This is a genomic window from Paenibacillus sp. FSL R5-0810, assembly GCF_038002285.1.
Taxonomy (GTDB): domain Bacteria; phylum Bacillota; class Bacilli; order Paenibacillales; family Paenibacillaceae; genus Paenibacillus_AQ; species Paenibacillus_AQ lactis.
Genome location: NZ_JBBOCF010000001.1, coordinates 3,388,200 through 3,413,327, shown reverse-complemented (window position 1 = coordinate 3,413,327; position 25,128 = coordinate 3,388,200). Strand labels below are relative to the sequence as shown.

The following is a 25,128-nucleotide window of genomic DNA, read 5'->3' as shown; positions in this document are numbered from 1 at the left end:
GAATTAGACCCAATCGTTATGACCTTATCCGTTCATCCCCTCATTGCTACAATTGAACTAAAGCGGTTTCATTACGCAAAAGACATCCTAAAAAAGGGGTTGGAAACGTGTTCAACAAAAAATGGACAGTTCTTCTTCTGACATTGTGCCTGGCTGTATTTGCGGCAGGCTGCGGATCGGGCGGCGGTACCGAAGGGGCCGGCGGCGATAAAAGCAGCGGCAGCGGCGAGGGAGAGAAAGTAACCGTAAACTTCATGCATCTGTGGCCGGCCGGCGTATCCGCGGGCCAGAACAAGATCGTTAACCAGATCATCGAGGATTATCAGAATGAGAATCCGAACGTGACGATCAAGCAGGAGGTTCTGGATAACGAGCAGTACAAGAACAAATTGAAAGTGCTTTCTGCATCGAATGAGCTGCCGGATGTCGGCGTAACATGGGCTGCCGGATTTTTAAAGCCTTATGTGGAAGGCAATCTGTTCGCGCCTGTCGATGATCTGCTCAGCGGCGAGCTGAACGGAAAATTCGTCTCGGGTACGACGGAGGCCTATGCGATCGATGGCAAGACCTATGCGCTGCCGCTGGAGTTCAACATCGCTCCGGTGTACTACAATAAAGCGATTTTTGAACAGTATAACCTGCAAGTGCCGCAGAGCTACGAGGAATTCAAGCAGATTGTGAAAACGCTCTCCGATAGCGGAATCGCACCGATTGCGTTGGGTAATAAGGACCGCTGGACCGGCTCCCTGTGGTATATGTACCTCGCCGACCGGATCGGCGGACAGGACACGCTGGCGAGCGCGATTAGCGGCGACGTATCGTTTAAGGACGAATCTCTTGTGAAGGCTGCCGCAGAAATTCAGTCGCTGGTCGACGGCAATGCTTTTGTTAAAGGGTTCAACGGCTTGTCCAACGAAGAGGCCAAATCCGAATTCCTGAACGGCAAAGCCGCCATGTATATGATGGGAACCTGGGAGCTGCCGAACTTTACGACCAATGAAGAGATTCCGCAGGAGTTCCGCGACAGCGTCGGATTTTTCAAATTCCCGACGGTGGATGGCGGCAAAGGCGACATTAACAGCTGGGTTGGCGGTCCGGGCGTCGGACTGTTCATCTCCGAGGACTCCAAGGTGAAGGAGGAAGCGAAGAAATTCGTGGAATACTTCGTCACGAAATGGGGCGAGCAATCGGTGACCGGCGCGGGCGTCATTCCGGCAACGAAGGTGGATACCGCATCGCTGGAGCTTCCGCAGCTGTATATCGACCTGTTCAACGAAATGAACCAGGCAAGCAGCATTACCTTGTTTGCGGATGTCCAGATGGAAGCGAATGCCGCCGAGACGCATTTGAATATGATTCAGGCCCTCTTCGGCAAAGCGGTCACGCCGGAGAACTTCTCGGATGAGCACGACAAGGCCGTATCCAAAGGGAAATAAGACGATCAGGCAACCAAGAGACTGGGAATCCCATTTATCCGGCAGCGATGCCGGATAAATGCTTCCTGGAGGACCGATTCGGGAAAGGAGTCGATAACTTTGGATAAAGTAATGTCCAATAAAAAAGTCATTGCCTTGTACGTGCTGCCGGCTTTGCTTGTGATCATGGCGATCGTGTATATTCCAATCGTGCTTACGGCGTTTTACGGCCTGAACGAGTGGAACGGCATCGGCGCGATGACGTTTATCGGGCTGGACAATTACCAGGCGCTGTTGTCCGACGGCAAGTTCTGGGACAGCGCATGGCACTCGCTGCTGCTTGCGGTATTCTCCGCGCTCAGCCTGATCGTTTACCTGGCTGTGGCGATGGTGCTGTCCTCAAAGATTAAAGGCGCCGGCCTGTTCCGCAAAATCTATCTGATTCCGATGCTGCTGTCTTCCGTAGCCATAGCGCAGCTGTGGCTTCGCATGTACCATCCGACGAACGGGATCGTGAACAGCTTCCTGGAGTCGATCGGGATCACGAACCCGCCGGCCTGGCTCGCCGAGCCTTCGCTGGTGCTGTACGCCCTGTTCATCCCGATTTTGTGGCAGTATGCGGGCTTTTACATTCTGATCTATTACGCCGCCCTCAAGAACATCCCGGCATCGCTGGTGGAAGCGGCGAAGATCGATGGGGCGACCTCGCTGCAAATTGCATTCCGGATCAAGCTGCCGCTTATCATGGAAGTCATCAAGGTAACGATTGTACTCGCCGTCGTCGGCTCCTTGAAATATTTCGACTTGATCTTTGTTATGACCGACGGAGGACCGAATGGCGCGAGCGAGGTTATGGCGTCCTATATGTACCATACGGCCTTCCGCGCTTATGATTTCGGTTACGGCAGCGCTATCGGCTTCTTCCTGCTGGTCATCTGTCTGCTGGTGACTTGGGTCATTCGGAAATTAACGGCAACCAAAGATACGATCCAATATTCATAAGGAGGGATGTTTCATGATTCAAGGAGCCGCAGGACAGCTCCGGAGCCGGCCATCCCGATCCGGCGGCGGGGGTGCGCGTAAGCTGGGGTACACCCTGCTGTATGTCGTGCTGATCGGAGTGGCGGTATTCCAGCTGTTTCCGCTCGTATGGCTGCTGCTGTTCTCGCTGAAGAACAACCAGGAGGTATTCGATCTGCCGCCATTGTCGCTGCCGATGAATCCGCGCTGGGAGAACTATGAAAAGGTATGGAGCGCGGGCAACATCAGCGTGTATTTTCTGAACAGCGTCTGGATTACCGTCGCCGCCACCGTATTGACGATTATGCTGGGCAGTCTCGTGACGTTTGCCATAACGAGAATGAAGTGGAAGGGCAGCTCCTTCGTTCTCGGCTTATTCATGGTTGCGATGATGATCCCGGTTCACTCCACGCTGATTCCGTTGTTCAGCCTGTTCAACAAAGCCGGGCTGACCGACCATCCGGTGTCGCTCATTCTTTCGTATGTGGCGTTCAATATGCCGATCACGATCATGATTTTGCTCGGATTTTACTATACGCTGCCGAGGGAAGTGGAGGAGGCCGCAGTCATGGATGGCTGCTCGGTTCACCGCGTATTCTTCCGGATCGTGCTTCCGATGACAGGCTCGGTATTGGCCACGACGGCAATCATCAACATGATCTATAACTGGAACGAGTTTATTTTCGTGAACACGTTCATCAGCTCGGATATGTTCAAGACGCTGACCGTGGGGGTCCAGAACTTTATCGGGCAGTATACGACCGATTGGGGAGCCATCGGCGCGACGCTGATGATCAGCATTTTGCCGATTCTGCTGATGTTCCTCTTCCTGAGCGACCGGATTGTGGAAGGCATTGCAGCCGGTTCGGTGAAGGGATAATTGCATGCGTTTTGATAAAGGGTGACAAGTAGAGTCACATATTAAGCAGCCCGGTCTCAGAATGAGAGACCGGGCTGCGGCATTGATATCGTTGACCATGACAGATTTGGTGTATCAGACCCACCCGAGCGCTCGCGCGGCTTGGGCGACAATAAATGTAACTAGAATCGCAATGGCCGTCGGAATGGCAAAGGACAGGAAGGTCCACTTGAAGCTTTTCGTTTCCTTCCAAATATTGAACAAGGTCGTGCCGCACGGATAGTGAAGCAGGGAGAACAGCATCATATTCAGCGCCGTCAGCCAGGTCCAGCCTTGATCCACGAAAATCTGCTTCAAAGCAAACATGTTCTCCACCTCGGTCAGCGACCCGGTTGCCAAGTACCCCATTAGGAGGATCGGCAGCACGATCTCGTTCGCGGGCAGTCCGATGATAAACGCCATCAGAATGAAGCCGTCCAATCCGAGCGCCTTGGCGAACGGATCCAGGAATTGGACGAAGTGAAGCAGAATGCTCGTATCCCCGATATAAATATTCGCCAGAATCCAGGTGAGCACGCCTGCCGGCGCGGCAACGATAACGGCTCGGCGCAGAACATAGATCGTCTTGTCGAGCGTTGCCCGCAGAATGGTATTCAGTATTTTCGGCTTCCTGTAGGGCGGCAGCTCCAGGGTATAGTGGGAAGGAACGCCTTTGAGCGCCGTTTTGGACAAGGTCCACGACACCGTCAGCGTAACAACGATCCCCAAGAGAACCATGCCCATAACAACCGATGCGGTTACGAGCGTCTGCACGCCCCCTGAAAAACCTGCAGCCATAAACAGGGAAGCCAGCAGAATGAGCGTCGGCCAGCGTCCGTTGCATGGCACGAAGTTATTGGTCAGGATGGCCAGCATCCGCTCGCGCGGCGATTCGATAATCCGGGTTGACATAATCGCTGCGGCGTTGCAGCCGAACCCCATGGCCATGGTGAGGGATTGCTTGCCGTGAGCGCCTGATTTTTTGAACAGGCGGTCGAGATTGAAGGCAACCCTAGGCAAATATCCGTAGTTCTCGAGCAGGGCAAACACCGGAAAGAAAATCGCCATCGGCGGCAGCATGACACTGATGACCCAGGCGGTGCCGCGGAACAATCCAAGGATCAATATCCCATGCAGCCAATCCGGAGCGTGAACCGCTTCGAATGCCGCCGTCAGATAGCCTTCAATCCAGCCGAAGAAGCTTGACAGCATGGAGGAGGGGACATTAGCTCCGGCAATCGTCAGGTAAAATATAACGCCGAGCATGGCCAGCATGATCGGGAACCCCCACAGCTTGGAGGTGAATATGCGGTCCAGGCGCTCCGAACGGTACAATCGTTCGCGATCCGTGACGGTGACCGCTTCGGCGCACAGCTCTCTGGATTTTTTGAACAATTCCCCGACGATCGACTCCCGGACGTCATCCACCTGGTCGGCAGGAATGCTACCGGTTAGTGCTTCCAAGCGCTTTAGCTGCTCCATAAATCATTCCCCCTCTATCCGAAGCGGCAAGTTTCTGTTTCAATGTGTCGATCAGCTTCCGGTCCCCGTCAAGAAGACGGATTGCCAGCCATCTTGCCGGATATTCATCGCCAACGATCAACTTCAGCTCCGTCTCAAGCTTGGCGATCTCCTCCTCCAGCCGTTCGTTATATTTCATGCGGTAAGGAGTCGTTCGAATGCTTCCTGTGCACATGAGAAGCAGCTGCTCGGACAGCGTATCCAGGCCTTCATTGTTTCTGGCGGATATCGGGATAACCGGAACGCCGAGTTTTTGCGCAAGCTTGCCTGCATCAACCTTAATGCCTTTCTTCTTCGCCTCATCCATCAGATTGAGGCAGACGATCACCCGGTCCGTCATTTCAAGCACTTGAAGCGCCAAATTCAGGCTGCGTTCCAGCGCCGTCGAGTCCAGCACCAGCAGCGTCACGTCCGGTTTCTCAAAGACGATGTAATCGCGGGCTACCTCTTCGTCCGCAGAGTTGGAGAACAGGGAATACGTTCCCGGCAGATCGATGAACCGGAAACGGGAATTCTTGTATTCGTAATAGCCGCTGGCCAAGCTTACCGTCTTGCCCGACCAGTTGCCGGTATGCTGCTTGAGGCCGGTGAGAGCGTTGAACAGCGTGCTTTTTCCCGTATTCGGATTCCCGGCCAGCGCAATCGTATAAGTTCTCATGACGGCATCACCTTGCCCCAGATTAACTGACTCTCCTCTTGTCTCAATGCGATGACCGTACCAGCTACTCTATAAGAGATGGGATCTCCCAGCGGACTCGCCTTCAGCACTTCAATGACGGCCCCCGGAACAAAGCCCAGGTCCAGAAGCCTGCGTTTCAGCTCACCCTGTATATCGACTCGCTCAATCAGGAAACGTTCCCCGAGAGACGCCTGATGCAAATGCTGCAAAATATTAGTCTCGTCCATAAAGTTTAACCTCTCCCTATTAAATTGGTCCGAGCATATATTGTTTCCTTAAAGCAACTTTACGCCTATAGTATGACCGATTCGCTCTATTGTCAACTGGCAGAAGAAATTTTTTCTATTCAGATTCCGATTCGGATATTACCGGATCACCCATACTTCCTCTTTTGCTGGATCGTTGGTCGGTTGCCACGGAAGAGGACGGCTTGACGATTAGATTATATGACGTTTCTAATGCAGAATTGGGATCATGATGGATTGGCATCATGGTGGACCTGGCATTACGACGGACTGGTATTACGATGGACTGGCATCATGATGGACTGGCATCATGATGGACTGGCATTATGGTGGACCCGACATTATGGACCTGGTGGACCTGGCGTCATGATGGACTAGTAATAGTGGATTGGGATTGCGGGGAATGATGATCCATGATATATCTATATATGAGCAATTATTCATATAAATATTCATACGATCAGGGATAAGATTACATTTTAAAGATGAGGTGAACCGGACATGATTTATGATGCGATCGTTATAGGGGCAGGACAGGCTGGAATGGCGGCAGGGTATTGGCTGAAGCGGGAAGGGCAGCATTTTCTCATATTGGACCGGGGGAGGGAGGCGGGAGAAATGTGGAGTTCGCGTTACAAGTCGTTGAAGCTGTTCACCCCGCGAACCCACAGCGCTCTCCCCGGGTTGAAGCTTGAAGGGGATCCCATCGGCTTCCCGAACAAACAAGAGATGGCTGCTTATTTGAAAAAATACGCCGCGAAGTTCGAGCTGCCGATTCGGTTCGGGAGCGAAGTGGTCGCTGTCCGGAAGGAGGAAGGGACCTTCCTGATCCATACCGAGCGTGAAGTATTCCAATCACGTGCGCTGATTGTGGCGACGGGCCCGTTCCAGCAGCCGAGAGTTCCCGATTTTGCTTCACATCTGCCGAGGGACATTATGCAGCTCCACTCCTCTGCCTATCAAGAGCCTTCCCAGCTTCAAGACGGGCCGGTGCTCGTCGTTGGCGGCGGCAACAGCGGAGCCCAGATTGCGGCGGAGCTGGCCGATACCCGTGAAACTTACCTGGCACTGGCTGAGCAGCCGCGGTACTTGCCTATGTCGCTTTTCGGCCGCAGCCTGTTCTGGTGGCTGGATCTCGCGGGCATTTTGAGAGCCGATTCATCTTCTTGGGCAGGACAACGATTACGACGTCAAAGAGATCCGATCTTCGGCTATGAATTGAAACAAGCGGTGAAGTGCGGTAAAGTGGTGTTAAAAACGAGAGCCGTCCATGCCGGGGCTGCCGGCATTCAATTCGCCGATGGCTCCCGGCTGACGGTCCGGAACATCGTTTGGGCGACAGGCTACGTTACATCATACGGCTGGCTGCAGGTGGATGGGGCGCTGGATGCCAACCGGAAGGTTGTCCATACGCGCGGCGTCGGTCCGATCGAGGGATTGTATTATGTCGGATTGCCTTGGCAAACGCACCGCGGCTCATCACTGCTGGCCGGTGTCGGCCGGGACGCCCGCGAGGTTGTGCGAGCGATGATGATTCAGAAAGAGGGGATAAGGAATGGAAAAGGAACACCATGAGCTTCTACATGAGGAGCAGGCGATGGAAGCGTCCCGGCTGCTTAAAGCGATATCGGATCCGACGCGGATCCGGATTCTGCATCTGCTGTCCCAAGAGGAATGCCCCGTGGGTCATATCGCCGAGGTGCTCGGCATGAGCCAGTCTGCGGTATCCCACCAGCTAAGCTATCTTCGAAGCTTGCGGCTGGTCAAATACCGGAGAGACGGCAACACGTATTACTATACATATGAGGATGAGCATGTCATCGGCATTCTGCGCCAGGTGCTGGACCACCTTGCTCATTAAGGAAGCTTGAACTGAAAGCTTAACCTGCTTGACATGACAGGCGACTTGGCTGTAATGTATTGGGAAATAAATGTTCGCGAAAATAACGATGACCAAGGACATGAGTCCGCAGGATCCGGCGAGACAGAGAAGAGGCCCACGGCTGAAAGGCTTCGCTCGCAAGGCTGCGTGCTTCCTACCTTGCAGTTGCCCTGGCCTTGTGCAAGCAAGCCGGTGCCGGCACGGCCCGTTACAGCCGAGGATAAGGATCTTTCCGAGACCGCTCTTTGGCTATTTCGGAAGGTTGAATTAGGGTGGTACCACGAGCACATTCGTCCCTTTGGGATGAATGTGCTTTTTTATATTTGCCCGATCGATTCAGCCCTGGCTGCCGCTGTTGGTCGGGCCCTATCAGGTATTCGTTCACGAACGCTACGAAATAAAGGAGGATGATGGACATGCGGCAAAGCCGACTGCTCATGAACACGAAGCGCGACGTGCCGTCCGAGGCGGAGGCGCTGAGCCACCAATGGATGCTGCGCGGAGGTTATATCCGTCAAAACGCGGCAGGGATATATTCCTATCTGCCGCTTGGGCGGCGCGTGCTGCGCAACATTGAAGAGATCGTGCGCCAGGAGATGGATGCCTTCGGCGCGCAGGAGCTGCTGATGCCCGCGATGCAGCCGGCCGAGCTGTGGCGGGAATCGGGAAGATACGGTGTGTACGGGCCGGAGCTGATCCGGCTGCATGATCGCCATGAACGCGAGTTTGTACTCGGACCGACGCATGAGGAGGTCATCACCTCGATCGTGCGCCAGGAAATCGCTTCGTACCGCTCGCTTCCGGTGAATTTATACCAGATTCAGACGAAATACCGCGACGAGCGCCGGCCGCGATTCGGCCTGCTTCGGGGACGGGAATTCTTGATGAAGGACGCATATTCCTTCGACAAGGACTGGGAAGGCCTCGATCGATCGTACCGGATCATGTACGAAACGTATGAGCGCATCTTCAAGCGCTGCGGCCTGAAGTTCCGGGCGGTTGAAGCCGATACGGGGGCGATGGGCGGACAAGGGGAGACCCATGAATTTATGGCGCTTGCCGATATCGGGGAGGATACCATCGTCTCCTGCAGCGTATGCAGCTATGCCGCCAATCTGGAGCGGGCTGAGATGAAGTATCCCGCGAATGCCCCTGACGCGGAGATTGAGGGCCGGAACGCTTTGAAACCGGTGCTGGTTCGGACGCCGAACGTTCGGACGATCGCGGAGCTCACCGCTTTTATGGGGATCGCCCCTGAACAGGTGATCAAGACGTTGATCTACCGAGCCGACGATGAACTGGTCGGGGTGCTCGTCCGAGGCGACAGGGAAGTGAATGAGCTAAAAGTGAAGGGATACCTAAAGGCCGAGAGCGTGGAGCTGGCAGGCGCAGAAGAGGTGGCGGAGGCTACGGGAGCTCCGATCGGATATGCCGGCCCTGTCGGGCTATCGCTGAAGCTGTTGGTCGACCGTGACGTTGCCGCAATTTCCGAGGGAGTCACGGGTGCCAATCAAGCCGATGCCCATCTTACGGGCGTCCGTCCCGGCCGGGATTTTCCGCTTGCGCATACTGGCGATTTCCGCAATGCGACCGAGGGGGATGCGTGTCCCCGCTGCGGCGGACGGCTGCAGTTTCATCGCGGCATCGAGCTCGGGCATGTCTTCAAGCTTGGCACCAAATACAGCGCGTCCATGAACGCGATGTTCCTGGACGCGGACGGGAGACAGAAGCCGCTGATTATGGGCTGCTACGGAATCGGCGTGTCCCGCGTCATGGCAGCGGTCGCCGAGCAGCGCATTTCCGGCGGACGGCTCGTCTGGCCGATGGCGATCGCTCCGTTTAAGGTGCACATTATCCCGATAGCGGTCAAGGATGAAGCCCAGATGCGTCTCGCCGAACAGCTGTACCATGAGCTTGCAAACGCCGGTCTTGAACCGCTGCTGGATGACCGCGATGAGCGGGCCGGCGTCAAGTTCAAGGATGCCGATCTGGCAGGCGCGCCGCTGCGGTTGATCATTGGCCGCGGGGCCGCCTCCGGCGAGGTGGAGTGGATGGGCGAGGACGGGATTAAGCTTCCATTGAAGGCGGATGAGGCCGTTCGCCGGGCAAGGGAGACTGCTGCCTCCAGCAGGTAAAGCTGATCTCCAATCCCTGACAGCAAATAGATGTACATCAGATGATTCAAATTGCGTGGCTGCACATCGGCCCGTATCCTTCAGCGGGCCGAGACGATCAAGGGAAGCGCACCTTTAAATTGCTTGGGTTCATGCGATGGTAAGCCCAAGCTTGTGTCCATGTTGGGAACGGGCTTATGATGGTAGGGATAGGAGTCGAAGCGACAGACCGATGGAGGTTTTTTATCTGTATGAATAACAATCGCAAGGGAGACCATCCGGATATTTGCCGTTTGGATGAGCACGAGCTGATTCAAGTCAAAATTACGCTGGCCAATCCGCTTCGCTGGGTGAACAGCTACGTACTGCAGGGGGAAGAAGGGGTTACCATCCTGGACCCGGGCCCGCGTACGGCTGACTCGGAGCAGGAGTGGCTGAACGCCCTCTCCAGTCTGAGTATCGGCTTCGGGGACATCGCTAGCGTGGTGCTGACCCATCATCACCCCGATCATTACGGATTGGCCGGCTGGTTCCAAGAACGGTCCGGGGCTGACGTGTGGATGTCGCAGCGGGCCCATGAGGAGGCCGGGCTGATGTGGGGGACGAACTCGAGCATGGATCGGGTGCTCCCTGCGTATTTCCGCCGTCACGGCATGCCGGAGGCGAGGCTTGCGGAGCTGCCGGGGCATTTGAACAGCTTCTTTCCCCAGGTGACCCCCCAGCCGAAGGTGTCTTTTCTTCATAAAGGGGTGCCGCTGCGCATGGGAGGCCGCTTATGGCTGCCGATCGAGACGGCCGGTCATGCGCCGGGCCACCTCTCATTCTTCCACGAAGACAGCGGGTCCCTGTTATGCGGCGATGCCGTGCTCCCGCAAATATCGCCTAACGTGAGCCTGCTGCCGGGAAGCGATCCCCGGCCGCTGGCTTCGTTCCTTGCAGGGCTGCGCTGCCTGCGGGAACTGCATGTCCGGACGGCGTATCCCGGACACCGTCACCCGTTCACGCATTTCCGTGAACGGATTGATGCGCTCCTCCTTCACCATGAGGAGCGGCTGAGTGACATCGCCGGCATGCTTGGCGCTGCCGGGCGACTCACCGCCTTCGAGGTATGCACCGCCCTCTTCGGCGATAAGCTCGGCATCCATCAGCTGCGCTTCGCCATGTGCGAAGCGCTTGCCCATCTTGCCGAGCTCGTATCCCGCGGCCACGCGGAGCAGCTGGATGCAGGGGATGGCACAAGCTATTTCGCTGTGCGGAAGCGCCCCTGATCCAGAGCGATTAACGTGTCCGTTTGCCAAGACCGCCCGTTTACGACTGTTGCTCAAGCTGTCGTAGACAGGGCGGTTATTCATGTTCTGGCGGCAAATATTCCATTGCTCTGAAAATTCCCTTGCTCGCGGGGTTTATCAGTCAGAGTTAGGCTTACTCCGCATATACACGCATATATATAGGTACGGTCGCCGCAATTGCATAAGCCTTCCGCATTGTATTGATTACGGATCCGTCAGGAGGATTTCATTTGTTTAACAACAAGGAAGCGTTCAAACAGGTCTTTACAGAGCTATTGGTAAGCCGTTTGGGAAAAGGGCTTGAAGAGGCTACAGCCGAGGATGCCTACAAAATTCTCGGCGGCATGATTCGCGAATTCGTCGGAAGCCAGTGGGCAGCTTCAAATCGGACGTACCGGGATACGAAGCAGAAGCAGGTGTATTATTTTTCGATGGAATTTCTGATCGGCCGTCTGCTGGGCGCCAATCTGCTCAATCTCGGACTGCTGGACATCGTCCGCAGCGGGCTGAAGGAGCTCGGCTGGGAGCTTGAGGAGCTTGAGGAACAGGAGCCGGATGCCGGTCTCGGCAACGGGGGGCTCGGAAGGCTGGCCGCATGCTTCCTGGACTCGCTCGCCTCGTTAAGCTATGCGGGACACGGCTGCGGCATCCGGTACCGATACGGGCTGTTCGAGCAGCGTATTATGGACGGCGAGCAGGTGGAGCTGCCCGATAATTGGCTTCGGGATGGAAACGTGTGGGAGGAGCGGCGAGCGGATAAAGCGGTGGAGATTTCCTTCTGGGGTCGTGTGGAGATTTCGGAGCGTGATGGCAAAACGGTGTTTGATACCGTGGAGGATGAGCGAATATTGGCTGTGCCGTACGATATGCCGGTGATCGGTTACGGCGAGTCGCAAGTGAATACATTGCGGCTGTGGAGCGCCGAAGCGACCGTCGATTCCGCAGCCATTCGCCTGAGCCATCAAAGCGGGTATTACCGGTATCTGGAATACGCCCGTCAGGTGGAGTCGATTTCGGAGTTTCTGTACCCGGACGATAAATCCTACGAGGGCAAGCTGCTGCGTTTGAAACAGCAATATTTTCTATGCAGTGCAGGCGTTCAGAGCATTCTTCGAACATTTGATAAGCTTGGACTTCCGTACAGGGAGCTGCCGGAGCATGCCGCCATTCACATTAACGACACACACCCTACGCTCGTAATCCCCGAGCTGATCCGAATTCTCATCGACGACAAGGGACTTGGCTGGGATGAAGCCTGGGAAGTGGCCCATCGGACGGTATCTTACACGAACCATACGCTGATGAGCGAAGCTCTCGAGAAATGGCCGGCGGGGATGGTCCGGGAATTGCTGCCCCGCATTTATATGATCATTGAGGAGATGAACAAGCGCTTCTGCGGTATGCTGCTGGCCCGATATCCCCAGCAGATGGAGCGGATATCGGAGCTGGCGATCATCGAAGGGGATCAGATCCGAATGGCAAATTTAGCGGCTTGGGGCAGCTATCATATTAACGGCGTCGCCGGGCTGCATACCGAGCTGCTGAAGACGGATGTCATGAAGCATCACTACGAGCTGTACCCCGAGCGATTCAGCAATAAGACGAACGGCATTACTCATCGGCGCTGGCTGATTCACAGCAATCCGGGACTAACGCGGCTCATCAGCTCCGCGATCGGCACGGAGTGGATCAACGATCCCTTAGCCCTGCGGGAGCTGGAAGCCTATAAGCGGGATGCCGCCTTCCAGGAACGGCTCATGCGGATTAAGCAGGACAATAAACGGCGGCTCGCGGACTTTATTGCAGCCAGGCAAGGCGTCCGGGTGGATCCGGATTCCTTGTTCGATGTTCATGTCAAGCGGCTTCACGGTTACAAGAGGCAGCTGTTAAACATTTTGAGGGTGATGCATGATTACAATGAGATGAAGGAGCGGCCGACGGTTCCTCGTGTTCCGCGTACGGTTATATTCGGAGCGAAGGCTGCGCCGGGATACGATTTGGCGAAAAGCATTATCCAGCTGATCCATGCGGTGGCCGATGTCATCAATCGGGATCCGGAGGTGAATGAGAAGCTGCGGGTGCTCTTTCTCGAAAATTATTCCGTTTCCCTTGCCGAGAAGGTCATTCCGGCTGCCGATGTCAGTGAACAAATATCGACCGCGGGGAAAGAGGCCTCCGGAACGGGGAACATGAAATTCATGATGAACGGGGCGTTGACGATTGGAACGCTGGACGGGGCCAATGTGGAGATGTACCGGATGATCGGGGAGGAGCATATGTTTCTGTTCGGGCTGCGAGCCGAGGAGGTGCTTGAGCTGTCCCGATCCGGCGGGTATTTTGCAAGAGCCTGTTATGATCAGGATGCCCGTATCGCCCGCGTGCTGGATCAACTGGCTTACCCGAGTCCCTTCAGCCGTCACGGCCGGCCATTTGGCCGCATTCTCCAGGCGCTGCTCGATCATAATGACGAATATTTCGTGCTGAAGGATTTTCATGCCTATGTCACGGCACAGGCAGCTGTTGAAAAAGCCTATGTCAATCCAAGAAGATGGGCTGAGAGCGCTATTGTCAATATCGCACATTCGGGCCGCTTCTCCAGTGACTGCACCATTGCCCGGTATGCCTCCGAGATATGGCGGGTGCTCCCAGTGAAGAAGGGATAGGACGTCCGGCTTCCGGAATGGAGCGGGATCGCACGGAGTAATAAATCTATAATCCTACGAAAAAAAGCCCCGTTACAGGATAACGGGGGGCAGCAACAGGTGCTCTATTGAATCGTTCTCATCATAGGATATGTTCGAGGTTTGAAGAATGACTAGATAGATTTACCGGTGTGGACGAAATTAAGGCCCGATTATTTCGGAATGTGCGAGACCCTATATTATAGAAGAAACCCGGCTGCAGAGGACGTTGCAGAGCTTCTGTGACCTATCCCATTCGTCTATAACTCTTTGAAATGAGGAACGTTTTGACGGTTCTTTTCTGTAAAGATTGTATTCTTGCAGCGTCTTTCGCGTTAAAAGCAGCAAGCAGGCTCGCTTTCAGAAGCGGGCCTGCTTGCTTTACTTCATATGTTGAAAGTAGCGTCCGCCAGAGGAGGTTTAATTGCACTAATCCTTCGGCAGTTCTTCGGTCGTCCCATACAATTCAAGCTCCCGTTCCGCCTGCTTGCGGTGGGCGATCCGGCTGCTGGCCGCCGCGGCAACAGCCCCGACGATATCGTCCAGGAAGGTATGGACGTCTCCGTCCGTTTTGTCGTTAAGCCGTTCAAGGACGCCGGGCTTCAGCTTGTCGATGTATCCGTAGTTCGTAAAGCCGATGCTGCCGTACACGTTAACAATGGAGAAGGCCAGAACCTCGTCTACGCCATACAGCCCTTCATCATTGGCCAGCATCTCCTGAAGGGGAGAAATAAGCTTCCCTTCCTCCGCCAGCTTGTCCAGCTGGATTCCGGTCAGCACCGCATTCTGGACCTCGCGCTTGCTTAGAACCGCGTCGACGTTCTGCATGCATTCCTCCATCGTCAAATTCGGATAATATTTCTTCTGAAGGATCATCACCAGCTCGGCGATTTCCTCCACCTTGACTCCTCGTTCCTTAAGCAGGCTTCGGGTTGCTTCCGCTACCTTTTTGCTGTTGAGACTATACGGGATGTTTGCATCCATTTCAGCCATGATGGATATCACCTCATTTTCGTAGTTTGGTAAAAGCTGCTTATAGAGGTTGTTCAAAAAGCCGTCTTTTGACTTTTTGATCTCGCGCTTAAAGACGATTGTACTTTTTAGGAACCCCTTTGTCCAGAAAGGGGAAACTGGACGGTATTTTTTTGGAAAGGGCTCGTATACATAGGAGTACAACCTGTACTAAAAATGTTAGGGGAGGAACAATACATGACCAGTAAACGTAATCTTCGCAGGCTTTCGGCCGCCGGGCTGCTTGCTGTTCCGATTATCATGTCCGGCTGCGGTCCGTTTGCGGGCAAACAGTCCGAAGCGATTGACCCGCCGCCTGCACAAGTGGAGAAGCAAATGTTGGAGAATGTGAATTCCTCGGCTGCCCAGGGTGAGATCGGCATGCAGACGACGGTATATCTTGCCGATGCCAGGGGAATGCTTGCGCCTGTGACGCTGGGCATACCGAAGGCGGAGGCCGGGAGTGAGCTAAAGGAGTCTTTGGAAGTACTCGTCAGCGGCGGACGCTATACCGGATATATTCCGCAGGGCTTCCAAGGCGTACTGCCGGCCGGAACGGTAATTAACAATGTGACCGTCGATGCGGAGAACAAAATGGCCGTTGTGGAATTCAATAAGGCATTTACCGAATACAAGCCTTCGGATGAACGGAAAATTTTGGAGGCGCTGACCTGGACGCTGACAGGGCATGAGGGTGTTGAACAGATGCAGGTATGGGTAGAGGGGACACGCTTGACCGAAATGCCGGTGAATAAAACGCCGCTGGACCGCCCGCTCTCCCGCTCGATGGGCATCAATCTGCAGAAGGCCGACGATGCGGTGTATTCCGCTTCTTCCCCGGTTACCGTATATTTCTCCTCGGTTACTCCGTCCGGGATCCAGTACTATGTCCCGGTTACAAGACTCGTGCCGAGCGGTCAAGATGCGGTAACAGCCGCGCTGAACGAGCTGATCCGCGGCCCGCAGTACGGTGACGGCCTGGCGGAGGTCATTCCGGACAATACGAAGGTAAAAACTATCGAGAAAGGGGAGGACGGTTCGGTGACCGTATCCCTTGAAGACGGCATGTTTGTCGAAGGGGATGCGGTTCCGGTTGAGCTGCTTCAAGCCGTCGTATTGACGGTATCCGAAAACGCGAACGACGCGAAGGTCAAAATCCATATGAATGATCTGGCCGAGGTCATCGGGGAAGACAGCCGCAACTACAGCGAGCCTGTAAGCGCGCCGGAATTCATTAACGAAATATCGATTTAAGAGCCGGGCATTTGCTGACGATACGGGGACTGTCTCTCGTCCAAAAAGGTGCTTTTATGCCAACACTTTGGTAGAATAGGGGATGCTAATCAGGATTGCGATATGAAGTAGGAGGCAAACAAATGAGATCTAACGGACGTAAGAGCGATGAGCTTCGCCCGATGAATTTATCAACCCATGTGAATAAATATGCGGAAGGCTCTGTGTACATCGAGATGGGGGACACCAAGGTATTGATTACCGCTACCGTGGACGAGAAGGTTCCCCCGTTCCTGAAGGGACAGGGAAAAGGCTGGGTTACGGCCGAATATTCGATGCTGCCGCGCGCAACGCAGTCCCGCAATCAGCGGGAAGCGAACCGCGGCAAGCTGAGCGGACGGACGATGGAAATTCAGCGGCTGATCGGCCGTGCGCTCCGGTCCGTTGTAAATCTGAATGCGCTTGGCGAGCGGACGATTACCCTGGATTGCGATGTTATCCAGGCGGACGGCGGAACGCGGACGACTTCCATCACGGGTGCATTCGTTGCGCTGGCCATCGCGGTCAATAAAATTGCCGAGCAGCATAAGCTTGCGGTATTCCCGATTACCGATTACCTGGCATCCGTCAGCGTCGGCATTGCGGGCGGACAGGCGCTGCTTGACCTGAACTATGAGGAAGACTCCAAGGCGAAGGTGGATATGAACCTGGTTATGACGGGCAGCGGAACATTCGTCGAGGTTCAGGGAACCGGGGAAGAGAGCCCGTTCTCCCGACAGGAGCTGGACCAAATTTTGGAGCTTGGGCAAAAAGGAATCAACGAGCTGATCGCTAGACAACAGGAAGCGCTTGGACCGATCGCGGCAAAGATTGGATCGGTGAACGCGGGAAGCGGAGTGTAAGGCGATGGCATTCGTACTAGGAGATACACTTATCGTAGCTACGCGCAATGCGGGGAAAGTGAAGGAATTCGCCCATGCATTCGCAGCTTTCGGCACGGAAGTAAAAAGCATGTATGACTTTCCCGACCTGCCGGATGTCGTCGAGGACGGAGCAACGTTTGAAGAGAATGCCTTCAAGAAAGCCAAAGAGGTCGCCGAAGCGCTGGGGCTGCCCGTGCTTGCGGACGATTCCGGTTTGTGCGTCGATGCGCTCGGGGGAGCGCCCGGCGTGTACTCTGCCAGGTACGCCGGAACGCACGGCGCCGACGAGGATAACAACGCGAAGCTTCTTGCCGAGCTGGAGAAGCTGAAGCTCGGTGAGGACACGGAGCAGCCGCTGCTCAGTCCGGCCCGGTTCGTCTGCGTTTTGGTATTGTATGATCCGCAGTCGGGACGTAAGCTTACGGCTGAGGGAACGGTGGACGGCTGGATTACATCCGAGCCGGCCGGTGGGGGCGGCTTCGGCTATGATCCGCTCTTCTACCTGCCGAGCCATGAGAAGACGATGGCGGAATTGACCATGGAAGAGAAGCAGGCTATCAGCCATCGCGGCGAAGCGCTGTCGAAGCTTGTGGCCCAGCTGAAATCGGAAATGTAGGGAACGTAAGGAAACCATGCCCTGGCGAGACGGGCATGGTTCCTTTTTTTTTTATGCTGAAAGGCAATCGTCAGCGTATCGAGACATTGTACTCCTTAAGCCAATAATGTACCTGTGCCAGGTATGCAAACAATTGCGGGCCGGACATCAGCTGCCCGAACCAAGGAAGGTTGGACGAAGCATCCGGTGAGGATGCCAGCTCGCGGATCCGCGTCTTGTCGATAAGCGGCAGCAGCGGTGAGGAGGCATCGTCCAAAATGCGGAGCACCTGAGCCTTGACCGCCGCGAGATAGTTCGGGTTATGGGTTTTTGGATACGGACTTTTTTTCCGATAGAGCACATCGTCTGGAAGAACGCCTTCGAGCGCTTTTCGGAGAATGCCCTTTTCCCGGTTTCCGGTCGTCTTGATGCTCCACGGAATATTCCATACATATTCAATCAGCCGGTGGTCTGTATAAGGAACCCGGACTTCCAATCCAACGCCCATGCTCATCCGGTCCTTCCGATCCAGCAGCGTCGGCATGAAGCGGGTGATATTAAGGTATGACATGACCCGCATCTTCGCCTGCTCCCCGGTTTCGCCGTCCAGCTTCGGAACCTCGGCCACCGCATCCGAATAACGATCCCCGAGGTATTCCAGCGGCCGGATCCATTCCCGGATTTCGGGAGACAAGAGACTTGCCCGCATATCCGGTGCAACCGACCAAGGAAAGGTGCCGGAATTGAGCATTTCTTCCCGGTGAAACCATGGATAGCCGCCGAATATTTCATCGGCAGCCTCGCCGGATATGGCGACCGTTGCGCCTTTTTTGATCTCGCGGCAGAAGAGGAATAAGGAAGCATCGACATCCGCCATTCCCGGCAGATCACGCGTCCTTGTTGAATCATCCAGCGCCTCGACCAGCTCGGGCGTGTCAAACTCGACCCAATGATGATGGGTCCCGAGCTCCTCATGCATGCGCTTGATCCACGGTCCATCGGCGCCAGGCTGGAAGGAGTGGGACTGGAAATGCTTGCTGTTGTCGACATAATCGACGGAGTAGGTATGCACTTGTCCTTGGCCTGTTCGCCGGTAATAGTCTACGGCCAGCGACGAGAGCGCGCTGGAATCCAGCCCTCCGGAGAGCAGCGAGCAGACCGGAACATCCGATACGAGCTGGCGTTCTACCGTATCGCGGAGAAGGCCCTGCAGGTAGCTTGCCGTGCGTAGGACATCATCCTCATGGGGCTTGCTTTCCAGCTTCCAGTACGTATACTTTCGCAGCCCTTCCCGGCTAAAGATCATGGCCATGCCAGGACGAAGCTCGGAAATATCCTTGTAAACGCCATGCCCAGGCGTTCTTGCAGGGCCGATAATGAACACTTCGGCAAGCCCTTCCGCCCCGACCACCGGCTCGACCTTGGGGTGCTGCAGCAGTGCCTTCGGCTCGGAGCCGAAGATTAGCGTTCCATCGATATAACTGTAGAACAAAGGTTTAACCCCGACCCGGTCACGCGCCAGAAATACCTGTTCACGCGCGCTGTCCCAAATGGCAAACGCAAAAATACCGTTAAGGCGCTCCAGGCAGTCGGGGCCCCATTCGATATAGGAGACCAGGAGAACCTCGGTATCGCATTTGGTGCTGAAACGGTGTCCGCGTCGTATGAGATCCTCTCGAAGCTCGACTGCATTATATAATTCCCCATTGTATACAATAGCGTAGACTTCATCTTCCTGATGAATGATCATCGGCTGTGCTCCATTTTCGGGGTCGATCACGCTGAGTCTGCGGTGACCGAATGCGCACGGGTTTGAAATCCAGGTGCCGGATCCGTCAGGTCCGCGGTGAGCCAAACTCTCTGTCATTTTTACCAGCAGCTGCGAATCCTGCGTCAAATCGCCGTTCCATTGTATAAAACCGGTTATTCCGCACATGACGGTTCATCCTCTCTTTGTCTTTGTCGTACGCTGTCCCATCTTTTTACTCCCTTAGTCGCCAAAGTGATACCAGATATATGCCGAAGCAGGGCATAAAATGTCTGTCCTTTTACGAAAACTAAGGAACGACGGCGAATTCAAAGCGAAGGAGAGAAGCGTCCATGGACAAGTCAACCTACTATGTGTCCGTGCAAAGCCGCTCGGTTCTAACCGAACAAGGGGCGAGTCCGTACGAATGGGAGATCGAGGCCACGCCCGAAGAGGCGGATCAGGTCCGGATTGAGCTGGACATGCTGCAGGAGAAAGAAGAGGAGGCGTTTCCGGGATATGTCTTCCCTTGGCCGGATACTCCGGAGCAAAGCACAAATACTTTGTTTCAGACCTCGCTGGACAGAGTATACCGGACCATCTACCGTCTGGGCACGCCAGAAACGCGTCAACAGATGGAGGAGCTGCGGCTGCTATCCGAGCTGACTTGAAAAATATGAAGGATGCTGAGCATGGAAGCTGCGCATCCGGGTAAGGAGAATGGAACCATGTATGCAATTAGAGATGCTAAAATACGGCGAATTACGGAAGTGAACGGAGCGCCTTGCGCCGAGGTTGAGGTTTATCCGCAAGAGGAGGGAGAAAGCGCTTTGCTGGCCTATTTGACCCCATCGTCTCCTCTGGGAGGCTATGATCTGGTCAAAATCGTACGCAGCAATGCCAGCTTGGAGGTGGACTGGTATGATAACAGCATGCATGATGCTTTTGTGGATGCGACGGATGTGGCGTTCGAGAACAGCGCGGCGTCTACAGCAGAAGAAGACCGGGATGCCTTCAAGCAGCAGCTGCTCTCCACCGGACAGCTGTACGAACAGCTGAATCAACGGCTGAGCGAAGGTCCGCTTTATTTTTAGGCAAGTCACATAAAACAATAAAGCGCTTGTGTCAAAACCCTGTAAAAAAGCCTGGTCCGTTTGGACCAGGCTTTTTCATGTCACATGGCCCATGTAAAGGGGAAGCTGCCGCCGTAAGCACAACATTTCTCGGATGCCTTTGCGTTTCATTACGCAGTTCTGCAAGCGAAAGGCCGTCTGAATATAGGATGCTGGTGGAGGAGCCCATCGCTCTGGGGAATAGGGACCAATGACGGCTGTGGATTACGCAAAATTAAGAAATAGGACTTATCCTCTATTTGATAACAGGGGAATCTTGCCTATAATGTTAGATTAGTGTAAGCATGATTCTAGCATATTTGACAAGGGGAGATTGGATTTGCGCAAAACAAACAGAAATTTGACGAAGCTGCTGGGCGCGGGACTGCTCGCTTTTTCGCTCATCTTCGGACCCGTTCAGGGAGCTGTGAAGGCAGAAGGCACTGAAGGAATTAGCATACTTGAATCATCCCATGAGCTTATTAATGGCAAAATGCGCGTTACTGCCGATGTTCGCAATGGCGGTTCCGGCAAAGAGGGCGGCTTTTATGTCGTAGGTTATGACGAGAACGGCAATGCGCTGGAGGTTGCCGGCAACTCGGAATATTTCATGAGCGATGAGATCAATACATATGAAGTGGATCTTGACAGCGGAAGCAGCATCAAGCGGGTAGAAGTGCTTCCAGCCGGTCCGGCAGGTAATGAAGCCAAGCTGCTGGCATCCGGATCGTGGACCAATAACGGAGTGGTCAAGGTAACCGGCGTCGTTCAGAATGGAACCGAGGGCCGCAATGTGGGCATGCTGGCTGTTGGATACGACGCTTCCGGCAAAGCGGTTGAGGTTACGTCGGCAGACGGCTACTTCACCGGCAGCGAGGTTTCTACCTTCGAAGTCGAGTTGAAAGCAGCCAAATTGATTAAAACGGTTAAAGTTTCCGCGATTGATCCGGTAGAGGACGCTGTGAAGCTGCTTCAAACCGGAAGCCGTCTCGAGAACGGGAAGCTGATCGTAACCGGCTCGATCCAAAACCGTAAAGAAGGCGGCCGGGTTGGAGTAATCGTCGTCGGCAGCAATGGCAGCGGCAAGGTGCTGGAAGTGAACACGACCACCGGTTACCTTAGCGGCAGCGAAATCGCGAATTTTGCGGCTGAGCTGGAAGCGGGCAAAGCGGCCAGCAATATCAAGGTGTTCCTGACCGGAAGCAGCCAAACGCCGAAAATTATCGCCGAAGGCCGGATGACCGTTAACAACAAGCTGGTCGTTACAATCGGGATCGAGAACGGGGATACGTCCCAGCGCATTACCGTCAAATCGACGGCGTACGATGCCAAAGGACGCTCCTTGGGATCGGAGTCGAACTCTACGTTCTTGTCGGCTCATGAGACCACAACGCTGCGGATCGACTATGATTCCCGTGTGAAGAGCGTGAAGCTGAAATACTACGATCAATCCGGAAGAGAAATCGGCCAAATGCCGATCCGCATCAAGCTGAACGGACAGCTGCAATCTTATGCGCAGGCACCTGTTATGTCCGGCGGCAGCGTGCTGGTGCCGATGCGCGCGATTTTCGAATCGCTTGACGCTTCCGTGAAATGGGATCAGAAGACGCAGACCATAACCTCCGTCAAAGGCTCCTCCCAAATCAAGCTGAAGATGGGATCAAAGCAGGCCGTGGTGAACGGAAAGAACGTTACGCTTGATTCCGCACCGCGCATGGTAAAGGGCACTACGATGGTACCGCTTCGATTTGTCGCTACGGCTCTCGGCGCTGACGTCAAGTGGGACAGCAGCGAGAAAATGGTGCACATTACAACGAAATAATAAATAAAATGAACCATGCCGGACGATTGCGGCATGGTTCTTCTTTTAGGTCAGGATTTTGCGAAATCCTCAGATAAAAGCATCAGTAGCTCGGTTCGCGGAGAACCTGAATACCCAGGACGATATTATACACGAAGCTGCCGAAATAAATGATGCCGAACAGAATCAGGTACCCGATCACGGAACCGAAGGAGCCTGAGGTTACCGCCATATAGATGAGCGGGATGGCTGCAAGAAGCGGGAAGAGATGAGAGAAAAGGGCGCGGCGCGCATGCTTCGCCACATAAGCATCTTGGGATAGAATCCACACCAGGATCGGGAGAATAAAGGGCGCAAAGAAAATGCTGAAGTACGATAATGAGGATAGCAGCTGTCTCACGGGTACCACCTCCTGAAAGGTTGTTTGATATTACAATACCCTGCGAGCGAACGGCTGATTCCCCGAATGATTCCTTTACAAAAAAAATCTTTGAAAAATGACGAAGATGCGATATAATGTATTTCGTTACTGTTTGAAAAAGATGTATACATATGTCCCAGTAGCTCAGCTGGATAGAGCAACGGCCTTCTAAGCCGTCGGTCAGGGGTTCGAATCCCTTCTGGGACGCTTTCTAAGAAATCGCCAAACGGCGATTTTTTGCGTATTCCAGAAGGTGAGAACCCCAGTTAGGGGGGCGTCGGAGCATCCGCTTCGGGAGGTTGACTTCGCAGTCGGCCTGAAAGGCCGCATCCCTTCTGGGACGTAAAATAACACCGCCTTAATGGCGGTGTTTTTGCGTTCCATGAGGATGAGAACCCCAGTTAGGGGGGCGTCGGAGCATCCGCTTCGGGAGGATGACTTCGCAGTCGGCCTGAAAGGCCGCATCCCTTCTGGGACGTAAAGATAACACCGCCTTAATGGCGGTGTTTTTGCGTTCCATGAGGATGAGAACCCCAGTTAGGGGGGCGTCGAAGCATCCGCTTCGGGAGGATGACTTCGCGGTCGGCCGAAAGGCCGCTCCCTTCTGGTACGCTCTAGATGTTAAGATTAGTATATAATCGGAAGAAGGCATCTGAAGTCTGTACAACCGAGAAGGCTTGTAGGCAGGAAGCGATACGTATGAGAGGGGAAGATAACCAATGATCCATTATCCGTTCTTGCAGGAAGGGGCGACCATCGGCATACCCGCTCCGTCATCGGGCGTAGAGGCCGAATTGCATGGTTTATTGAGGCAAGCGATCAACCGGATGGAGTCGAGGGGATTTCGCACGATTGTTGGAGATACTGTCTGGACACAGGAAAAGGCTAAGTCGGCTCCTGCGCGTATTCGGGCACAAGAGCTGAATGCGATGCTTCAGAATGAAGCGATCGATCTCATCATTCCTCCATGGGGCGGGGAGCTATTGATCGAAATCCTGGAGCATATCGAATTTGACCAAGTAAGCCCAAAATGGATTCTCGGCTACTCGGACACGAGTGTGCTCCTACTGGCACTCACGTTGGTAAGAGGCATCGCCACTGCGCATGGCACGAATCTCATTGACCTGCGCGGGGAGCAAACCGACCCGACGACTTCACGATGGCAAACCGTGCTGTCAACGTCCAGAGGCGGATCCGTCGCCCAGCAATCTTCCGAAAGCTATCAGAAGGAATGGCAGCATGACAACCCGACTCCATGGATCTACCATTTGACGGAGCCGACGGAGTGGAAATCCGTCACAGGCGCTCCTGCCCAAATGAAGGGACGACTGCTTGGGGGCTGCATCGATGTGATCCGCCATCTGATCGGCACTCCCTACGGCGACGTGACGAGTTTTCAACAGCAGTTCATCGGAAATGAACCCATCCTCTGGTACTTCGAGAACTGCGAGCTATCCACGACCGATTTACGCAGATCGCTTGTTCAGATGAAGCTTGCCGGCTGGTTCGCGAACTGCTCCGGCATTCTGTTCGGCAGAAGCGCTGCCAATCGTGCCATCGAGAATTACGAGGCGGAGGATGTATACCAAGACCTTGCCGAGGAGCTTGGCGTTCCCATCGTTTATGATATGGACTGCGGACACGTTCCGCCGCAGATGACATTGATCAATGGGGCATATGCCGAGGTGGATGTAAAGGACGGCAAAGGGATGGTCGTTCAGACGTTTCGATGAGGTTGACAGACGGATCATAACCGCTTTGTTTAGACGGTACTGGGAATCGGGAGAATGGCTTAACCTTTTTGCGGTAGGAATCGGTTCATTTTTGCAGAAAGCTGGGGTATTATGAGATTAAGTCCTTTAGCAAGTACATAAGCGATGGAACGTTTAGTTTATATCTTGCGAAGCTTCCCCGTCTCACATCATTGCGAGTCTTATAATAGTAGAAAATGATTTTTTTTCATCCTTGAGGAGGCCTTAATTTACTATGCAGCTTACGAAAATATCGCAAAACACCGCCATTCTATTGGAGCATGCCAAAAATTCAGGAATGTCATCCGCCGATCTCTTGGATGCCGTTCGTTCACGGGAGGTTGAACGGTTCGGGACGGCCCAAACCGGCCATTTCCATTACGATGAATTGTTCTCCTACGCCGAGGAGCATGGGGAGGATCTGGAGAAGGCTGTTCAGGAAGGCTACAGAATTACATTTAATACGCGGAACGGCTTGAAAATATGGCTGGAGGAAGCGTTTGGCATCAGCTCCGAATCCGACTTTCGCGTAGGCGAAGGGATCATAGATCAGCTGCAGCTGACGGAGGATCAGCTGGGCCGTTTGAAGGATACGCTCGCTGTTAATTGGACCATTCAAGAAGAACCTCTGACAGGCGGGAAGATTCAGGTTAAGCTTACGGTTAGAGGGCTGCAATAGAAGGGAAAATAGCCGTCATCCATCGGGATGGCGGCTATTTTTTGAGGACTGATTCCTGGTCCTTTAGAACCTAAAAGCCTAAGCGTTTACCAGGCAAGTTTCTAGGAAGAA

23 protein-coding genes and 1 tRNA gene are annotated in these 25,128 nt (G+C 54.2%); 18 read left to right on the top strand and 6 right to left on the bottom strand.

The genetic code is table 11. The features are described 5' to 3' along the window. The first annotated feature begins 107 nt into the window (after positions 1 to 107). The 3 genes from MKX76_RS15470 to MKX76_RS15460 all read left to right on the top strand — a co-directional run bounded on the left by MKX76_RS15470 (position 108) and on the right by MKX76_RS15460 (position 3,315). A complete protein-coding gene (locus MKX76_RS15470; RefSeq protein WP_340901234.1) occupies positions 108 to 1,436 on the top strand; it encodes an extracellular solute-binding protein in 1,329 nt (442 codons plus the stop codon). 99 nt (positions 1,437 to 1,535) lie between these two features. Continuing rightward, positions 1,536 to 2,417 (top strand): carbohydrate ABC transporter permease, encoded by an 882-nt coding sequence (locus MKX76_RS15465; RefSeq protein ID WP_028406781.1) that lies wholly within the window; start codon positions 1,536 to 1,538, stop codon positions 2,415 to 2,417. Positions 2,418 to 2,430: 13 nt separating this feature from the next. Continuing rightward, a complete protein-coding gene (locus tag MKX76_RS15460; protein WP_007130775.1) occupies positions 2,431 to 3,315 on the top strand; it encodes a carbohydrate ABC transporter permease in 885 nt (294 codons plus the stop codon). A gap of 114 nt (positions 3,316 to 3,429) precedes the next feature. On the opposite strand, the gene MKX76_RS15455 is transcribed toward MKX76_RS15460, so the two are convergent. From MKX76_RS15455 to MKX76_RS15445, 3 genes are read right to left on the bottom strand one after another with little or no spacing between them, the layout of a single operon-like run. Next, positions 3,430 to 4,815 (bottom strand): nucleoside recognition domain-containing protein, encoded by a 1,386-nt coding sequence (locus tag MKX76_RS15455; RefSeq protein WP_007130774.1) that lies wholly within the window; start codon positions 4,813 to 4,815, stop codon positions 3,430 to 3,432. After that, positions 4,778 to 5,512: a FeoB small GTPase domain-containing protein gene (locus MKX76_RS15450; protein WP_210095148.1), complete on the bottom strand. Its 735-nt coding sequence runs from the start codon at positions 5,510 to 5,512 to the stop codon at positions 4,778 to 4,780. Before MKX76_RS15450 ends, MKX76_RS15455 begins: the two co-directional genes overlap by 38 nt. Beyond that, positions 5,509 to 5,760, bottom strand: a complete 252-nt coding sequence (locus MKX76_RS15445) for a FeoA family protein (protein ID WP_007130772.1) — start codon at positions 5,758 to 5,760, stop codon at positions 5,509 to 5,511. Before MKX76_RS15445 ends, MKX76_RS15450 begins: the two co-directional genes overlap by 4 nt. A gap of 255 nt (positions 5,761 to 6,015) precedes the next feature. Here MKX76_RS15445 and MKX76_RS15440 point away from each other — a divergent pair, with 255 nt between their 5' ends. From MKX76_RS15440 to MKX76_RS15415, 6 genes are all read left to right on the top strand, one after another. Beyond that, positions 6,016 to 6,156, top strand: coding sequence for a hypothetical protein (locus tag MKX76_RS15440; RefSeq protein WP_341034109.1), 141 nt, complete (start codon positions 6,016 to 6,018; stop codon positions 6,154 to 6,156). Between the two features lie 123 nt (positions 6,157 to 6,279). Further along, complete coding sequence (locus MKX76_RS15435; RefSeq protein ID WP_341034108.1) at positions 6,280 to 7,353, top strand: flavin-containing monooxygenase; 1,074 nt, start codon at positions 6,280 to 6,282, stop codon at positions 7,351 to 7,353. After that, entirely contained in the window at positions 7,334 to 7,639 is a 306-nt protein-coding gene (locus MKX76_RS15430) for an ArsR/SmtB family transcription factor (RefSeq protein ID WP_007130770.1), read from the top strand. The genes MKX76_RS15435 and MKX76_RS15430 overlap by 20 nt, the downstream gene beginning before the upstream one ends. Before the next feature lie 437 nt (positions 7,640 to 8,076). Continuing rightward, the gene (locus tag MKX76_RS15425) at positions 8,077 to 9,795 is read left to right on the top strand and encodes a proline--tRNA ligase (RefSeq protein ID WP_341034106.1); all 1,719 of its coding nucleotides are present in this window, start codon (positions 8,077 to 8,079) and stop codon (positions 9,793 to 9,795) included. A 230-nt stretch (positions 9,796 to 10,025) separates the two neighbouring features. Continuing rightward, positions 10,026 to 11,042: an MBL fold metallo-hydrolase gene (locus MKX76_RS15420; RefSeq protein WP_340901226.1), complete on the top strand. Its 1,017-nt coding sequence runs from the start codon at positions 10,026 to 10,028 to the stop codon at positions 11,040 to 11,042. Positions 11,043 to 11,293: 251 nt separating this feature from the next. After that, positions 11,294 to 13,726, top strand: coding sequence for a glycogen/starch/alpha-glucan phosphorylase (locus MKX76_RS15415; protein WP_341034105.1), 2,433 nt, complete (start codon positions 11,294 to 11,296; stop codon positions 13,724 to 13,726). A gap of 447 nt (positions 13,727 to 14,173) precedes the next feature. Here MKX76_RS15415 and MKX76_RS15410 read toward each other — a convergent pair whose 3' ends face one another. After that, entirely contained in the window at positions 14,174 to 14,737 is a 564-nt protein-coding gene (locus MKX76_RS15410; RefSeq protein WP_007130766.1) for a phosphatidylglycerophosphatase A family protein, read from the bottom strand. Between the two features lie 216 nt (positions 14,738 to 14,953). Between MKX76_RS15410 and MKX76_RS15405 the strand changes: the two genes are divergently transcribed. The 3 genes from MKX76_RS15405 to MKX76_RS15395 all read left to right on the top strand — a co-directional run bounded on the left by MKX76_RS15405 (position 14,954) and on the right by MKX76_RS15395 (position 17,527). Beyond that, positions 14,954 to 16,009 (top strand): GerMN domain-containing protein, encoded by a 1,056-nt coding sequence (locus tag MKX76_RS15405; protein WP_341034104.1) that lies wholly within the window; start codon positions 14,954 to 14,956, stop codon positions 16,007 to 16,009. Between the two features lie 122 nt (positions 16,010 to 16,131). After that, a complete protein-coding gene (rph, locus tag MKX76_RS15400) occupies positions 16,132 to 16,890 on the top strand; it encodes a ribonuclease PH (RefSeq protein ID WP_007130764.1) in 759 nt (252 codons plus the stop codon). Positions 16,891 to 16,894: 4 nt separating this feature from the next. Further along, positions 16,895 to 17,527 carry an XTP/dITP diphosphatase gene (locus MKX76_RS15395; protein WP_007130763.1) on the top strand — a complete coding sequence of 211 codons (633 nt, stop codon included), beginning with the start codon at positions 16,895 to 16,897 and terminating at the stop codon, positions 17,525 to 17,527. A 70-nt stretch (positions 17,528 to 17,597) separates the two neighbouring features. Here the strand turns inward: MKX76_RS15395 and asnB are convergent, their stop codons facing one another. Beyond that, positions 17,598 to 19,442: an asparagine synthase (glutamine-hydrolyzing) gene (gene asnB, locus MKX76_RS15390; protein WP_341034102.1), complete on the bottom strand. Its 1,845-nt coding sequence runs from the start codon at positions 19,440 to 19,442 to the stop codon at positions 17,598 to 17,600. 164 nt (positions 19,443 to 19,606) lie between these two features. Here asnB and MKX76_RS15385 point away from each other — a divergent pair, with 164 nt between their 5' ends. From MKX76_RS15385 to MKX76_RS15375, 3 genes are all read left to right on the top strand, one after another. Beyond that, the gene (locus MKX76_RS15385; RefSeq protein ID WP_007130761.1) at positions 19,607 to 19,924 is read left to right on the top strand and encodes a hypothetical protein; all 318 of its coding nucleotides are present in this window, start codon (positions 19,607 to 19,609) and stop codon (positions 19,922 to 19,924) included. A gap of 57 nt (positions 19,925 to 19,981) precedes the next feature. Continuing rightward, on the top strand, positions 19,982 to 20,347 hold the full coding sequence (locus tag MKX76_RS15380) for a hypothetical protein (protein WP_007130760.1): 366 nt from the start codon (positions 19,982 to 19,984) through the stop codon (positions 20,345 to 20,347). Between the two features lie 358 nt (positions 20,348 to 20,705). Then, positions 20,706 to 22,187 carry a stalk domain-containing protein gene (locus MKX76_RS15375; RefSeq protein ID WP_341034101.1) on the top strand — a complete coding sequence of 494 codons (1,482 nt, stop codon included), beginning with the start codon at positions 20,706 to 20,708 and terminating at the stop codon, positions 22,185 to 22,187. An 82-nt stretch (positions 22,188 to 22,269) separates the two neighbouring features. On the opposite strand, the gene MKX76_RS15370 is transcribed toward MKX76_RS15375, so the two are convergent. Further along, the gene (locus MKX76_RS15370) at positions 22,270 to 22,566 is read right to left on the bottom strand and encodes a DUF4870 domain-containing protein (RefSeq protein ID WP_007130758.1); all 297 of its coding nucleotides are present in this window, start codon (positions 22,564 to 22,566) and stop codon (positions 22,270 to 22,272) included. 154 nt (positions 22,567 to 22,720) lie between these two features. Here MKX76_RS15370 and MKX76_RS15365 point away from each other — a divergent pair. From MKX76_RS15365 to MKX76_RS15355, 3 genes are all read left to right on the top strand, one after another. Beyond that, a tRNA-Arg gene (locus MKX76_RS15365) sits at positions 22,721 to 22,794 on the top strand. A gap of 512 nt (positions 22,795 to 23,306) precedes the next feature. Beyond that, positions 23,307 to 24,320, top strand: a complete 1,014-nt coding sequence (locus MKX76_RS15360) for a S66 family peptidase (protein ID WP_341034100.1) — start codon at positions 23,307 to 23,309, stop codon at positions 24,318 to 24,320. Positions 24,321 to 24,573: 253 nt separating this feature from the next. Continuing rightward, the gene (locus MKX76_RS15355; RefSeq protein ID WP_341034099.1) at positions 24,574 to 25,017 is read left to right on the top strand and encodes a hypothetical protein; all 444 of its coding nucleotides are present in this window, start codon (positions 24,574 to 24,576) and stop codon (positions 25,015 to 25,017) included. The last annotated feature ends 111 nt before the right edge of the window (positions 25,018 to 25,128 follow it).